Source organism: Butyrivibrio sp. NC3005 (genome assembly GCF_000424545.1).
GTDB lineage: Bacteria > Bacillota > Clostridia > Lachnospirales > Lachnospiraceae > Butyrivibrio.
Window position 1 is genome coordinate 1 of record NZ_AUKC01000065.1, and the last position, 14,856, is coordinate 14,856.

Genomic DNA, 14,856 nt, shown 5'->3' on the forward strand with positions numbered 1-14,856 from the left:
CGAAACTCGCAGTAAATGCGAGTTTCTGAATGTAAGTGACAAGAAGTCATACTTTATTGTTTTATGTAATCCGTTTTGCTGTTTGTATATTTCGTCGCAGACACGCTTTCGCTTGATTATAAACGTAATGGTACATAAGGTTCTAAAATACAGAACCTAAGTAAATGCGGCATAATTTAAACACTTTTAAATTATGTCGTCTGCCGTAGGCAGATTTAAAGGCATTATTTATGCCTTTAAACCCCAGACCAACGTTTATATACAGTTCTGCTCATGAAATATTACAAGCCAGCAAAACTTATTTATCAAATATAAGTAACAATAAAGTATGACTTCTTACTGAGATTTAGGATAATCATCAGCAAGATTCTTTCTTCGTAGGACAAAATTTGTCTTAACGACAATTTTGGGTCTTGTACGGTTACCTGTTTTCCTTATGAAAACAATAACCTATACTCTTACATAGGATATTTTTCTTCAAACTCATCAATAGATACAGGTTTTGAAAAATAATATCCCTGAAATTCATGACACCCCATACTTTCAAGGTATTCAACTTGAGATTTCTTTTCTACACCTTCTGTAATAACTTCCATCCCCAGCTCTTTTGCCAGAGAGATAACTGAATTCAAAATTGCTCTGCTCCTCTCCTGATTTTCTGTTTCCCTCAAAAATCCCATATCGATTTTTAGAACATCTGCAGGAATATCTTTTAGCATACTAAGCGATGAATAACCACTACCAAAATCATCTATCTCAATCATAAAGCCAAAGTCATGCATCTTATTTATAAGCTTAAGCTGCTTATCTTCGTCATTCATAAGAGCGTTTTCAGTAATCTCTAGTTTGAGTTTACCTGGATTTATGTGATATTTTTTTACAAGACTGGTAAAAGTCTCATACAAATCCAAATAGTAAAAATCGTTAGGTGAAATATTTACAGAAATATGTAAATTTTCTCTTGGAGTATTTTTCCATTTCGCAAGCAATTTTGCAGCAAGTTCCCAAACATATTGATCAAGTCTATACAAACATCCTGTCTGTTCCAAAATTTCTATAAAATCTCCTGGTGGGATATATCCTTTTTGTGGATCATTCCATCGAACCAAAGCCTCTGCACCCATTATTGAACCATCCGCTCTGGCCTGTGCCTGCAAAAAAATCTCAAATTCACCATTTTTCATAGCGCTATCAAGTCGACCTGCTATCTGCCTGTCTCGAAGAATATTTGAAAGCATAGTATCTGAATAATGAACTACCTTATTATCTGTATCATCTCTAACAGTTCCAAGCGCTATCATAGCTCTGTCGCACATAAGTGAAACATCCATTTCTGGATTTCTTATATCGAACAATCCACAATGAATCGTCATTGTATAGTAATTATTCGTAACCATTTCTGTTATTCCGAAAATCTGAGCAGCAAGATATTTTTCATCATAAGTTTCTTTTCTAACAAACAAAGCAAACTCATCTGCAACCATCCTTGCCGCAACATCGCCTCTTTCAAGTCCCATAGAGAGCATAGCTGCCATCTTCTTGATAATTTCATCTCCTTTTTCATATCCAAAAAGATCATTTATCATCTTAAACTCTCTAACATCTGTACAAACAATCATGTACTTGTCATAAGGATTTTCATTAAGTTTCTGACGTACAATCTCATAAAAACCTTCTCTATTGTATAGACCTGTCAGATAGTCATGTGTTGCCTTATAATGCTCAAGTTCAAATTTCTCATGTTCTTCGGTCTTATCATAAATTTGAAAATAGCCACCAACTTCATTGCCTTTTTTGTCCAATAGAAAATGTGTTTTTACAATTATCTTTTTCTTTTCAACAGTTGAATCATCTTCTTCAAGTTCCCAAACCTGTTCTTCTTTTATCGTTCTTAAATTCTTTTTTTCTACCCACTCATCAGCCCATTCCTTAAGCTTTATTGTATCATTTCTAGGAATTTTCAAAAGATCGTAAGTTCTATCATTAGAAAAGACAAGCATTCCATCCAAATCATAAACTGCCAGTCCTATATCCATGCTATTTAAAGTAAGTCCCATAGTAGACTGAGTAAGTCTTTGTGGAATCAATATTTCAATAAAATATTGTGTTATGAGGGTTGATATCATCATTACAAATATTACAAGACCAACATTATAATTCATAGCGGCAGTAACATATCCACAAAACGCTACAGCCATAAGAATCGCACAAAGACCAAAATATCTAAGGCGATACATTCCTCTCGAATGAATACCCTTATAAAAAAGCGGAATAAGGCAGAAAAAGCCAATAATAGTGCATACTCCAAAGTGGAACACAATACCCGGGAAAATATTCAGCACAATTACTTTAGTTGCTTCACTAGAATCAGCTACATTTTCTATTTTGAACATCCATCCAGTTATAGGATTTGTAAACAGTAAAATAGCATCCACAACTGTAAACGCAACAAAAATATCCAGCCTGCGTCTGGCCATTTTTTTGTTATGTACAGTATAAAATGACACAAGCTGAAAAGTTAAAAGAAAAGCTATTGCTATAGACAAATAGTAAATTGCTTCTAAAATTTGCAGTTCAAACTGATTACTTGCGCTTAAAATAATTATATTTACTACAATAGAAACAAGATATACTACATACACAGCAGTAAATTGTCTATAAAAAATTCTCCTTATATAAAGCGAACTTATGAGAAAGATTAAATCTATAACAAAGAGAATTGCTAATAATAGCATAGTATTATTACCCATACCAACCTCCATGCTGTTTTGGGCTAAACATCTACACATTTAATAGTTTTACGTCTATAGCTTTTCATAACGGGAAAAAATCTTATCTTCTCCACAAACATGCTTAGTACCGTCACTATCAATTATGACATAGTCTCCCTTGCAGATAAAAATACGTCCTCTTCTATCAATAATATAAGGAGAAACAATAAGTCCATTATCCTGCTTTATCTGTATTAAATTGTCAGTTATGAACCATCCTTTGGTAACAACATCAGAATATGGTTCAAAACCATCTTCAAGATTTTTTCCAAGCTCATATTTTACCACTTCCGCATCAAGTGCGATTCTTCGACATTTCATAAATATATCCTCCATTCGTTGTTAATAATTTCGGTTAATTATCCGAAAGACTTTATAGTAAATGCGATTGGTACAATAGTTAAAAAATAGTCAATCTTTTTGTAAAAAAATAGCTAAAACTTGAGCAAAATCAAGTTTTTTTATTGTTCAAAGGATTATAATCGCTTTCGTTCACACAATTCAAAAAAATAACAGAAAAGTAATGATATTTTTTAAGGAGGATTAAAAAATGTACGGATTCGGAGACATGATCCAAAAACTTAAGCAAAACCCAAAGACTATCGTATTTCCTGAAGGGTCAGATGCCCGTATTCTCGAAGCCGCATCACGTCTTCTTGCAGGAAATTTCCTTAAACCTATTTTGCTTGGAAATGAGACTCTTATCAACAAAGCCGCTGAAGAAGCTGGTTATAACATCAGAGGAGCTCAGATAATCGATCCTGAAAATTATGATAAATTTGATGAAATGGTTGCAGAATTCTGCGAACTTAGAAAAAGCAAGGGTATGACTCCTGAAAAAGCTATTCCTATGCTGAAGCAGACTAACTATTTTGGTACAATGCTCGTTAAAATGGGGGTTGGTGACTGTCTTCTTGGCGGTGCAACATATTCAACAGCTGATACAGTTCGTCCCGCTCTCCAGATTATTAAAACAAAACCTGAAAATACAATCGTATCTTCTTGTTTCATCCTTGTTCGTCCTTCTGCAACAGGTGAAAATGAAGTTATCGCTATGGCTGACTGTGGAATCAATATCAATCCTAACGAGGATGAACTTGTTGAAATCTGCGGCGAGACAGTAAACTGTGCTCAGCGTTTTGGTGTTAATCCAAAAGTTGCTTTCCTTTCCTTCTCAACAAAGGGTTCTGCAAAAGATGAAACAGTAACAAAGATGCAGAATGCTACAAGAAAAGCAAAAGAAAGATATCCAGAAATCCCTATCGATGGTGAGCTTCAGTTCGACGCAGCAGTTTCTCCTCGTGTAGCAAAGCAGAAAGCTCCTGGTTCAGCTGTTGCAGGTCATGCCAATACATTCATCTTCCCTGATATTAACGCAGGTAACCTTGGTTACAAGATTGCACAGCGTATGGGTAATTTTGAAGCATATGGTCCTATTTTGCTTGGTCTTAATGCTCCTATTAACGATCTTTCACGTGGATGCAATGCACTTGAGGTTTACTCAATGTCTATTATTACCGCATCTCTTGCATAAGCTATTGTTTATTATTCAAATATCGATAAAAAAACGAGTTGGCGTTTGTAAAACGTCAACTCGTTTTTTATCAGCTTACTTGAAAACTCTCTAATAATAAATCTGCAAATTAAATCGCAATCTAATCTCTTTCAAAACTTCTTTCATTTTCAATTAGGGGAATTAGTTTTGTATCCATTTCAGTAATTTCTATAAATCTTCCACTTCTAAGAATTTTTAGAAATTCATCGATTTGTTCATTACTTCCTTGAACTTCACATAAAACACTTCCATCATACTCATTTTTAACATACCCTGTGACACCCAAAAGGCTAGCTGCATGACAGGCTGTATAACGAAAGCCAACACCTTGTACTATACCTTTAAAACAAATACGCCATCTAACAATATCATCTTTCATGTCATTTTACCGTTTTGTAAATATTTTTCATAACAAACATAGTCAAGATAATCATTGCAATTCCAAGTGGAAGGCAAATGAGCCAATTTCTAATAAATCCTGCTGCAATATATGCAACAAAAGAAACAAGCGCAACAGTAAGCGCATAAGGAAGCTGTGTTGATACGTGCTGAATATGGTCACATTGAGCACCAGCACTGGCCATTATAGTCGTATCTGAAATTGGAGAACAGTGATCTCCGCATACAGCACCAGCCATACATGCAGAAATAGCAATTATCATAAGTTCACTGTCAAGATCTGCTCCAAACACCTTAACTACAATCGGAATAAGAATTCCAAAAGTTCCCCATGAAGTACCAGTTGCAAACGCAAGAAATGCACCAAATACAAATACTATAGCTGGCAAAAAACTCATAAATACATGATGTTTAACAATAATCTTAACGATTCCTGCCACATAGGTTGCTGCTCCAAGAGAGTCTGTCATAGATTTCAAAGTCCATGCAAAAGTAAGGACCATAATCGCTGGTACCATACTCTTAAAGCCTTCTGGAATCGCATTCATGCACTCTGAGAAACTAAGAACTCTTGTAACAATAAAAAATATAATAGTAATTATAAGTGCTACTGTACTTCCGTATACAAGGCCTACAGAAGCATCTGAACCTGAAAATGCTTCTATAAATCCTTTTCCTTCAAAGAACCCACCTGTATAAATCATTCCGATAATACAGCAAATAATAAGCATTGCAATAGGTAGAATTAAATGAATAACCTTTCCATTTGCAGACACTGGTGGATGTGGCTGGTCTTCAGCACCAGTTAGACTTGCCTGACTGTTTTTGTGTGCTTTTTCTTTTGATTTTATGTTGTTTTCTGCTTTTTTCATAGGACCATAATCAAATCCAAAAACAGTAAGACAAAACATCATAACAATAGTAAGCAAAGCATAGAAATTATAAGGAATTGCTCTAATAAAAAGCGCCAGACCATTTGCGCCATCTACAAATCCTGTAACTGCTGCTGCCCAAGATGAAATCGGAGCTATAATACACACCGGTGCTGCTGTAGCATCAATGAGATACGCAAGCTTTTCTCTTGAAATTTTATGCTTATCCGTTAAAGGTCTCATAACAGAACCAACTGTAAGGCAGTTAAAATAGTCATCAATAAAAATCAGAACACCTAAGATAATAGTTGCAACCTGTGCTCCAGCCTTAGTTTTGACATGCTCTACAGCCCATCTTCCAAATGCAGCAGAACCTCCCGCTCTGTTCATTAGCATAACCATGCTACCCAATACTACAAGAAATATTAGAATTCCAACATTCCAAGCATTTGAAAGCTGTCCTATCATTCCATCAACAAAAACATGATGCATAGTATCTGGAATATTAAATCCTGAAAAAAGCAAACCTCCCACAAAAATGCCAATAAATAGCGATGAATAAACTTCTTTTGTCAATAATGCCAACGCAATTGCTATAATTGGCGGTAGCAAAGACCAAATTGAGTTAATATACATATCGTCCTCCTAAAACAATGGTTATTACCATTAAAAAATAAATAAAATATATTTAACCACAAAAGCAACTATCCATGCAAGTAAACACTGCCATAATACCACTCCTACTGCGTATTTTTTGCCAAGCTCTCTTTTTATAGATGCAATGGCTGCAACGCATGGGGTATATAAAAGTGAAAAAACAAGAAGTGTAACTGCATTTGCAGTAGTAAGCGCATTTGCTACTCCTTCGGAGAAAAGAATCTCCATTGTTGATACAACACTTTCTTTGGCGATAAAACCACTTATAAGAGAAGTAACAATTCTCCAGTCTCCAAGTCCAAGTGGACTAAATATAGGAACCAAAAGTCCGGCAAGTCTTGCCATTATACTATCTGCTGAATTCTCAACCAAATCCAGATGAATATTAAAACTTTGTAAAAACCATACCAAAATTGTAGCTGTAAAAATTATACTAAATGCCTTTGTCAAAAAATCTTTTGCTTTCTCCCATAAAAGCTGCGAAACATTTCTTACCCCAGGCATTCTATAATTAGGAAGTTCCATGACAAAAGGAACCGCCTCACCTTTAAAGAAAGTATTCTTGTATAAAAGTGCTATAAGAATTCCCATTATAATTCCAAGAAAATAAAGGCCTGTCATAATGAAACCGCCTCGCCCAGGGAAAAAGGCATTTACAAAAAATGCATATATTGGTAACTTAGCCGTACAACTCATAAATGGAGTAAGTAAAATAGTCATTCTCCTGTCTCGCCTAGAAGGAAGTGTTCTAGTCGACATAACAGCTGGAACCGTACATCCAAAGCCTATCAAAAGTGGTACTATACTTCTTCCAGACAAACCAATCTTTCTAAGAAGTTTATCCATAAAAAAGGCAACTCTGGCAATATAACCGCTGTCTTCCATAAGAGATAAAAAGAAAAACAAAGTCACTACTATTGGAAGAAAGCTTACTACACTTCCAACACCATCAAAAATTCCATTTAAAACAAGATCCTGAATAACAGAATTAACTCCTGCGCTAGCCATCCATCCTTCTGTTATATTTTTTAATACGTCTATTAAATTCTCCAACACTCCTTGTAAAAAAGCACCTATCACATTAAATGTCAGGTAAAACGTAAGTCCCATGATAATAGCAAAACATGGAATAGCTGTCCATTTTCCAGTAAGATATTTATCTATTTTTTCTGATCTTATACGTTCTTTAGTAGCTGAAGGCTTAACTACTGAACTTTCACATACTCTTTCAATAAAATCATATCTCATATCAGCGATAGCTGCACTTCTGTCCATCTTACTATCATGTTCCATTTGAATAATGACACGCTCTAGCGCTTCTTTTTCATTGTCTTCAAGCCCTAACTTTTTCTCAATCAGGTTATCACCTTCTATAAGCTTAGTGGCGGTAAACCTTAATGGAAGTTCATGTGTCTCTACTCGATTTTCGATAATTGATTCAACTGCATGAATCGCTCTGTGAATTGCGCCGCCATGATCTGTTTTTTGACAAAAATCCTGCTTCACAGGCTTTTCCTGATACCTTGCTATATGAACAGCATGGCGAATAAGCTCTGCAACACCTTCATTCTTTGCAGCAGAAATCGGTACAACCGGAACTCCTAATAAAGTTTCCATTTTGTTAATATCAATCGAACCGTTGTTGCTCCTTACTTCATCCATCATATTCAAAGCTACAACCATTGGAATATCCATTTCCAAAAGCTGCATTGTCAAATAAAGGTTTCTCTCAATATTCATAGCATCAACAATGTTAATTATAGCTTTGGGTTTATCTTCTAAAACAAAATTTCTAGAAACAATTTCCTCACTACTATAAGGAGACATGGAATAAATTCCTGGAAGATCCGTAACCAAAGTCTTAGGATAGCCTATTATTGGTCCATCTTTTCTGTCTACTGTAACCCCCGGAAAATTACCAACATGCTGATTAGAACCTGTTAATTTATTAAATAACGTGGTCTTTCCACAATTTTGATTTCCTACCAAGGCAAAAGTCAAAACAGTGCCTTCTGGTAATTTTTTTTCATTCTTTTTCTCATGATAAATACCATCTTCACCAAGACCAGGATGATTTGACTTCTCAATTTTTGTAATTCTTTTATGCTCATTACTTCTGTTAGATATTTCTTTTACTTCAATTTTTGCTGCATCGGCAAGCCTTAAAGTTAATTCATACCCATGTATCTGCAATTCCATCGGATCTCCCATAGGAGCATATTTTACGATAGTAACTTCAGCCCCCGGAATAACCCCCATATCCAGAAAATGTTGCCTTAATGCACCATCTCCTCCTACTTTTGTTATTACTGCTGATTTTCCAGGTGATAATTCTTTTAAATTCATTTGATACCTTTTTTCTTTCGTAAATATGTTTGTTACTGTTTGCTTACCTGAGGATATTATGTATATTTGTATGTTTGGCTGTTTGTATATTTCTTTGCAGGCATGATTTTACTTTTTATAAACGTAATGGTACATATGGTTCCAATTAACCAAACCTACGTACCAACGTTTATAAAAAAGTTTATAGATTAAAAATAATACACATAAATAAAGCTAAAATTATTCTTGAATTAACTTGCTAAAATACTCTATGGTTTTCTTCAAGCCTTCATCCAAGTTTATATGAGGCTCCCAATCAAGTTCCTTTTTTGCCAGATCAATAACTGGTTTACGCTGAGTCGGATCATCCTGAGGCAACGGTTTGTAAACAATCTTTGAACTGCTTCCAGTTATATTCAAAACTTTATTAGCCAGTTCCAACATGGTAAACTCACCAGGATTACCCAGATTAACAGGACCAGTGAAGCCGTCACGGCTGTTCATCATGCGAATCATTCCATCTACTAAATCGTCTACATAGCAGAAACTTCTTGTCTGAGAACCATCACCATAAATAGTAATATCCTCGCCTTTTAAAGCCTGCACAATGAAATTCGAAACAACTCGTCCATCATTAGCATTCATATTTGGACCATAGGTGTTAAAAATACGAATGACTTTAATATCCACATTATTCTGTCTATGATAGTCAAAAAACAAAGTTTCAGCTGCTCTTTTTCCTTCATCATAGCAGGATCTAATACCAATAGGATTAACATTTCCCCAATACTCCTCAGGCTGAGGATGAACATTGGGATTACCATACACCTCACTTGTTGAAGCCTGAAGTACTCTTGCTTTTACTCTTTTTGCAAGTCCCAACATATTAATTGCACCCATTACGGATGTTTTCATTGTCTTTACCGGATTATACTGATAATGAACAGGTGATGCCGGACATGCAAGATTATAAATCTGATCAACCTCAACCAAAATTTCTTTTGTCACATCATGTCTTATAAGCTCAAAGTTGTGACAATCAAGAAGCGGCTCTATATTTCTCTTTGTTCCAGTGAAAAAATTATCTACACAGATGACATCGTTTCCCTCATCAACAAGTCTCCTGCATAGATGTGAACCTATAAAACCAGCTCCTCCAGTTACCAAAATTCTTTTCATTGCTTATTTCCTCCATATTTAAGCATATAAAATCAAGCCAAAAAGCATTCCTCTCATATACTTTTCGACAAGTTCCCTAGAATTATTAAGGTAAATGCATATTTATTATTATAATCAAAAAATACATACAATTCCACTTTTTCTTGTAAGGGCTTTAATATCACTGATTCCATAATCACTGCTTACTTGCTTGTAACTCGTCAAATAATCATATTCGAGTAAATATTTATATCTATGCCATGCTTATAATCTTTATTTATATAAAATATTATATAGTTAAAGCCCCGCTTAAACGCGAGGCTTTGTATATCTTTAACGGCTTTTATTACGCCATCTAAAACTTTATTTTTTCAGCTTGGATAATTATAAAAAATCTTTTACCTACATATTTTTATATATCAGCATTAAAGAACTTAATACAACTTTAATTATTCTTAGACTTCTTTTTGGGAAGATACTGAACAACAATTCTATTTTCAGGATTAATATCCACTATGTATAACACTACTAAAAAAAACAACTCTAAAGGTTTCATAACAAAATATGTAATGTCACATGCAACTTTATGCATACGAATCATATCTGCAATAGGGAAACCATAGGTATCATAAAAATTTCTTAATAATCGATGAAAATGTGGGGTCTTTTCTTCTAATACATTTTCAAACGCATTTGCTATCATTAGCTGTCTATTAACAATTACTTTATGTCCATGACGTTCACCCATTCTAAGAGGTTTTACAATACCCTCATGTCCTCCTGCTGCAACAGTACATAAATAGTGTTCATCATAATACAAGTTTTGAGGACCTACTTTGCTAGAAAAAGTCCAATCACTTGTGTTTGTCCATGCTTTAATAATAGCATCCGGTTCTTGTCCAAATAAAATTAATACCCCTAAAACCATTCCAAGTAAAGGCAGAAATAAAATAAGAGCATAAAATGGCCATTTTTTTGAATTAATAAGAATCTTGTTGAGCTTTTTTATAAAAATGTTTTTTCCAAAATCATCATTTAAATGATTCCCTGCATCTCCCCATTCTTTAATCTTTTCTTTAATAATTGTAATAGCAATCAAAAATATATCAACAGGTACCACCAAATAAGGTGTAAGACTAAAAACTATTGGCAGACACTGAATTGTCCATACAAGCTGCACCAAAAGAGCCATGTACATAAATGATATACACATCACCGAAACAAGCGGAGGAATCTTATTAACATTTTTAGAAATAAGAACAGCCGCACCAATAACACCCAGTAATGACATTACTATCAAAGTTACATATCCACCTGTCCATATTGGCTGATGCCTCTGAGCATTATAAAGCTGCTCATTCCATCCAGCATCAAATGAAACATCGCCAAACTTAAGCAAAATGTACGTGTACAATTCTCCTAGAATAATAGTTGCAGCCCATAAAACATTTCTAAGATTTTTGTGGTGCCATTCATGAAAGACACCTATTAAAACATATAAAGACAAAACTGCAGGTATTCCCACAAAAATAAATAAAATAAATAGTCCTTCCATCTTCTGTTCCCTCCTCCAATAACTCTTATTTATCTTTTTAAACAAAAAACTATGTATACTACGATTTTCATGAAAAGACAATGCTAGTGAAACAAATCTAATATAAAGACTAAAAAATTACCGCCTGAATTATTCTAACACAACTTAAGTTGTTTACAACTTTTTCTGACCAAACATCAAAATTATATGATAATATAACATATATAATAAAATCGTAATTATAAATACAATGATTTTTAGTTAAGGAAATAAAAAAATGAAAGTTTTAATAACTGGAACAAGTCGAGGAATTGGTCTTGCATGTGCTAAAAAGTATATAGAAATGGGGCACGAAGTAATTGGTCTTGATATTAGTACATCCGATTTTATCCACGCTAATTATACCCATATTATCGCTGATATAACAAAAAATCTTCCTGATATAAGCGACATAGAAATTTTGATTAATAATGCTGGAATACAAGAGGGCGGTAATGAAATAGATGTTAATCTAAAGGGAACCATTAATGTTACAGAAAAATATGGGATACAAAAAAAAATTCGCTCAATTGTATTCATGGCTTCTTCAAGTGCAAGTAATGGTGCAGAATTTCCTCTATACGCAGCCAGCAAAGGCGGAGTTGTAACCTATATGAAAAATGTGGCCCTCAGAATTGCTCCTTTCCAAGCTACCAGTAACAGTATATCTGCTGGTGGTGTTATTACACCATTAAATCAGCACATTCTCGACGATGAGAATCTTTATAAAAAGTGCCTGAATGAAACACTTCTTAATAAATGGGCTAAAGACTATGAAATAGCTGATTTAACGTATTATCTGACGAATATTAACAAGAGTATCACCGGTCAGGATATTCTTATTGATAATGGCGAGCAACTAAAATCAAACTTCATTTGGTAAAAGTTTTATCCAAAGATACCATGAACATCATTACTATAAAACTCTATTTTAGATAGATTTTTCATCTATTGTCCACATATAAATAGCATACTGCTTACCTACTTTTATTTGTAGACAGTATTTTTTATAATAGATTCATAATTATTTTTCTACTATAAAGCAAAAATTGTTGCTGAAGATTAACTAATCCTCAGCAACAATTTTTAATTTTATCGACTTGTATAAATCAAGCTTTATGCGGCAATACTGCAATATTACTTATTCTTTTTCTAACCATCATTACAAGTGCCAAAGAAATAAAACGATCAAGATAGTCCGTAATAACCTGTACTACAAATATAGCTCCTGTAATACCAAGTGGTGTATTTCTTAAAAACTGAACTAATACTGTTGAACCCGAAGATGTAACTCCATCAAACAATATTGCATTTATAATCGAACAAACAACTGTTCCTGGAATCGTAATAATAAGTGTTACAAGCAAAAGAGAAAGCCCAATCTTTTGAATTTTCTTAAGTACAAATCCCGATACCAAACCAAGAATCATTCCAACTGGCGCAAAGTATAATGAGTATATATCTCCTGTAAATGCCATCATTACACCAGAAATAAACGGTGTTAACATTCCATAAATTGGTCCCAGTAAAGAACTTACAAGTATTGTACCAATACTATCAAGATAAATAGGAAGTTTCATCATAAGTGCAAGCTGGCCCCCAACATAGTTTATACAAATTCCCATTGCAACAAGACAAATTGATAGTGCCATTCTCTTTTGTTTCATAACAATACAAACACCTTTCTTTTTTGATTTATGCTTATCAATTCTTTATCAACAATACAAACAAAAATCTATTTAAGAATCATCTCAAAATCTTTCTCTATTATTTCTTTATCAATATTCATTACTCTTGACATAAACATAATCCAAAATTTTTTTACATCAACATCTGTCAAAATATACGAATTTGCAGGCTTCTTATAAAAATTCATTGAATCTACTACGCTTTGACCAATACTTATTCCCTGAACTTCAATATCAGTAAATGCCTCAAATCCTTTTCCTAACTCATCATCAATAAAATATGCAACTGCAAGTGGATCATTAATTACACATCCAACGATATGTTCCCATTCCCAATGAAAATCAAAATAAAACTTTGTGATTTTTCTTATAAATTCACCCGTTTTAATATCTAATCGACAAATATATTCAAGAATAGTTGGTGTAAGTACTATTTTTCTAGTTACATCAAGCCCAACCATTTTTAGCTTTCTTCCATTTTCAAATAAAGTATTAAACACAATTTTGGCACTATCTGGATCTTCCCAATAATTGTATTCTGCAACTGGAGAACAATTACCATGACTCTTAAATGTTCCACCCATAGAAACTATATCTACGGCAGATAAGAATGCTTTTGTATTAACATCTATGAGGTCTGCAAGATTTGTTAATGGCCCTAAAGCTATAATTGAAGTATCTTTTCTAGATAATTCTTCTATCATAAACTCAACTGCCGTTTTGGTAGGAATTTCACAGTTTGGAACATCCTCCAAAAAGCTTTCACCAAGTCCATCTCTTCCATGTGTATCCAACGCATTAATATATTCACGAACTCTTGGCTTTGAAGCACCTACATACACTGGCACATCCAGTCTTCCTAGAAAGCTTAACACTTTTTTGGCATTTCTAAATCCCATATCCGAGGGCGAATTACCAGCAACTATTGTTATTCCACAAACATCTATCTCATTACTTTTTAGAGCAAGCATAAGTGCTAATGAATCATCTATGCCTGGATCACAATCTATTATTACTCTTCTCATTTTTTTCTTTCTTTACTTTTTCTGTATTTATAATGCTTTATATTTAATAATGATTTTTTTATTTTTGTTCTCCCTGTTTTTTATTGCATTTTACTTTTATTTTTATATTGATAGTCTTGTTTTTGGTTATTGAATCTTTATAACTTCCTGCTGAATTTAAGATAATCGTCAGCTATATTTGAGTAACAAAAAAGCTCTGCAAAACGCAGAGCCACATTGAACATAGTAATACAAATAAACATATTATAATGTAGTCCTGGTTTTGTTTAATGACAGGAAGGTACAAATGAACTGTCAGCTATCGGCAATCTAGCCTCATAAGCAATATTATATTTTTTGCAATAAAAAATGCCTTGAGCAGGAATCGAACCGGCGACACACGGATTTTCAGTCCGTTGCTCTACCAACTGAGCTATCAAGGCATATAGTAGCGGGGACAGGATTTGAACCTATGACCTTCGGGTTATGAGCCCGACGAGCTTCCAGACTGCTCCACCCCGCGTCACTGAAGTCCAATCATGAACTCCTATATATTTAATGGGTGGCGGTGGATTCGAACCACCGAAGCAATTTGCAGCAGATTTACAGTCTGTCCCCTTTGGCCACTCGGGAAGCCACCCATATAAGCCGACGATCGGACTCGAACCGATAACCTGCTGATTACAAATCAGCTGCTCTGCCAATTGAGCCACGTCGGCATATTCATATCTAAAGTATACACTCTAGATATGAGTGGGACCTACAGGGCTCGAACCTGTGACCCTCTGCTTGTAAGGCAGATGCTCTCCCAGCTGAGCTAAGATCCCATTTAATCAATATTCAAATATAAAGTG

Annotated in this window: 11 protein-coding genes and 5 tRNA genes; 2 read left to right on the forward strand and 14 right to left on the reverse strand. The window is 34.3% G+C overall.

What is annotated here, in order from left to right; translation table 11 throughout:
* Positions 1-458 precede the first annotated feature (458 nt).
* Together G634_RS19390 and G634_RS0113910 are read right to left on the reverse strand one after the other, a co-directional pair.
* Complete coding sequence (locus G634_RS19390) at positions 459-2,750, reverse strand: EAL domain-containing protein (protein ID WP_051234035.1); 2,292 nt, start codon at positions 2,748-2,750, stop codon at positions 459-461.
* Positions 2,751-2,804: 54 nt separating this feature from the next.
* Positions 2,805-3,092 (reverse strand): hypothetical protein, encoded by a 288-nt coding sequence (locus G634_RS0113910; RefSeq protein WP_026505789.1) that lies wholly within the window; start codon positions 3,090-3,092, stop codon positions 2,805-2,807.
* A 229-nt stretch (positions 3,093-3,321) separates the two neighbouring features.
* Here G634_RS0113910 and pta point away from each other — a divergent pair, with 229 nt between their 5' ends.
* Positions 3,322-4,305: a phosphate acetyltransferase gene (pta, locus tag G634_RS0113915; protein ID WP_026505790.1), complete on the forward strand. Its 984-nt coding sequence runs from the start codon at positions 3,322-3,324 to the stop codon at positions 4,303-4,305.
* A 121-nt stretch (positions 4,306-4,426) separates the two neighbouring features.
* On the opposite strand, the gene G634_RS0113920 is transcribed toward pta, so the two are convergent.
* From G634_RS0113920 to G634_RS0113940, 5 genes are all read right to left on the reverse strand, one after another.
* On the reverse strand, positions 4,427-4,705 hold the full coding sequence (locus G634_RS0113920) for an acylphosphatase (RefSeq protein WP_026505791.1): 279 nt from the start codon (positions 4,703-4,705) through the stop codon (positions 4,427-4,429).
* A 1-nt stretch (position 4,706) separates the two neighbouring features.
* Complete coding sequence (locus G634_RS0113925; protein WP_026505792.1) at positions 4,707-6,233, reverse strand: Na+/H+ antiporter NhaC family protein; 1,527 nt, start codon at positions 6,231-6,233, stop codon at positions 4,707-4,709.
* A 30-nt stretch (positions 6,234-6,263) separates the two neighbouring features.
* Positions 6,264-8,600, reverse strand: coding sequence for a ferrous iron transport protein B (feoB, locus tag G634_RS0113930; RefSeq protein ID WP_026505793.1), 2,337 nt, complete (start codon positions 8,598-8,600; stop codon positions 6,264-6,266).
* A gap of 219 nt (positions 8,601-8,819) precedes the next feature.
* Positions 8,820-9,758 (reverse strand): UDP-glucuronic acid decarboxylase family protein, encoded by a 939-nt coding sequence (locus tag G634_RS0113935; RefSeq protein WP_026505794.1) that lies wholly within the window; start codon positions 9,756-9,758, stop codon positions 8,820-8,822.
* 424 nt (positions 9,759-10,182) lie between these two features.
* On the reverse strand, positions 10,183-11,292 hold the full coding sequence (locus tag G634_RS0113940) for a DUF6688 domain-containing protein (protein ID WP_026505795.1): 1,110 nt from the start codon (positions 11,290-11,292) through the stop codon (positions 10,183-10,185).
* A gap of 256 nt (positions 11,293-11,548) precedes the next feature.
* On the opposite strand from G634_RS0113940, the gene G634_RS0113945 reads away from it, so the two are divergent.
* A complete protein-coding gene (locus G634_RS0113945) occupies positions 11,549-12,193 on the forward strand; it encodes an SDR family NAD(P)-dependent oxidoreductase (protein ID WP_026505796.1) in 645 nt (214 codons plus the stop codon).
* A 226-nt stretch (positions 12,194-12,419) separates the two neighbouring features.
* Here the strand turns inward: G634_RS0113945 and G634_RS0113950 are convergent, their stop codons facing one another.
* The 7 genes from G634_RS0113950 to G634_RS0113980 form a co-directional block, all read right to left on the reverse strand.
* Entirely contained in the window at positions 12,420-12,977 is a 558-nt protein-coding gene (locus tag G634_RS0113950; protein ID WP_026505797.1) for an ECF transporter S component, read from the reverse strand.
* Between the two features lie 68 nt (positions 12,978-13,045).
* Positions 13,046-14,023, reverse strand: coding sequence for a nucleoside hydrolase (locus tag G634_RS0113955; protein WP_026505798.1), 978 nt, complete (start codon positions 14,021-14,023; stop codon positions 13,046-13,048).
* A gap of 349 nt (positions 14,024-14,372) precedes the next feature.
* Positions 14,373-14,445 (reverse strand) — tRNA-Phe (locus G634_RS0113960).
* Positions 14,446-14,451: 6 nt separating this feature from the next.
* Positions 14,452-14,525: transfer RNA gene (locus G634_RS0113965), tRNA-Met, on the reverse strand.
* Positions 14,526-14,561: 36 nt separating this feature from the next.
* Positions 14,562-14,643, reverse strand: a tRNA-Tyr gene (locus G634_RS0113970).
* Between the two features lie 5 nt (positions 14,644-14,648).
* Positions 14,649-14,721 (reverse strand) — tRNA-Thr (locus G634_RS0113975).
* Positions 14,722-14,756: 35 nt separating this feature from the next.
* Positions 14,757-14,829: transfer RNA gene (locus G634_RS0113980), tRNA-Val, on the reverse strand.
* Positions 14,830-14,856 lie beyond the last annotated feature (27 nt).

Excerpts from the sequence above, each read along its gene's own strand:
- pta (WP_026505790.1), top strand. The coding sequence starts at position 3,322 with ATGTACGGATTCGGAGACATGATCCAAAAACTTAAGCAAAACCCAAAG.
- G634_RS0113950 (WP_026505797.1), bottom strand. The coding sequence starts at position 12,977 with ATGAAACAAAAGAGAATGGCACTATCAATTTGTCTTGTTGCAATGGGA.
- G634_RS0113940 (WP_026505795.1), bottom strand. The coding sequence starts at position 11,292 with ATGGAAGGACTATTTATTTTATTTATTTTTGTGGGAATACCTGCAGTT.
- G634_RS0113920 (WP_026505791.1), bottom strand. The coding sequence starts at position 4,705 with ATGAAAGATGATATTGTTAGATGGCGTATTTGTTTTAAAGGTATAGTA.
- feoB (WP_026505793.1), bottom strand. The coding sequence starts at position 8,600 with ATGAATTTAAAAGAATTATCACCTGGAAAATCAGCAGTAATAACAAAA.
- G634_RS0113910 (WP_026505789.1), bottom strand. The coding sequence starts at position 3,092 with ATGAAATGTCGAAGAATCGCACTTGATGCGGAAGTGGTAAAATATGAG.
- G634_RS0113925 (WP_026505792.1), bottom strand. The coding sequence starts at position 6,233 with ATGTATATTAACTCAATTTGGTCTTTGCTACCGCCAATTATAGCAATT.
- G634_RS0113945 (WP_026505796.1), top strand. The coding sequence starts at position 11,549 with ATGAAAGTTTTAATAACTGGAACAAGTCGAGGAATTGGTCTTGCATGT.
- G634_RS19390 (WP_051234035.1), bottom strand. The coding sequence starts at position 2,750 with ATGGGTAATAATACTATGCTATTATTAGCAATTCTCTTTGTTATAGAT.
- G634_RS0113935 (WP_026505794.1), bottom strand. The coding sequence starts at position 9,758 with ATGAAAAGAATTTTGGTAACTGGAGGAGCTGGTTTTATAGGTTCACAT.
- G634_RS0113955 (WP_026505798.1), bottom strand. The coding sequence starts at position 14,023 with ATGAGAAGAGTAATAATAGATTGTGATCCAGGCATAGATGATTCATTA.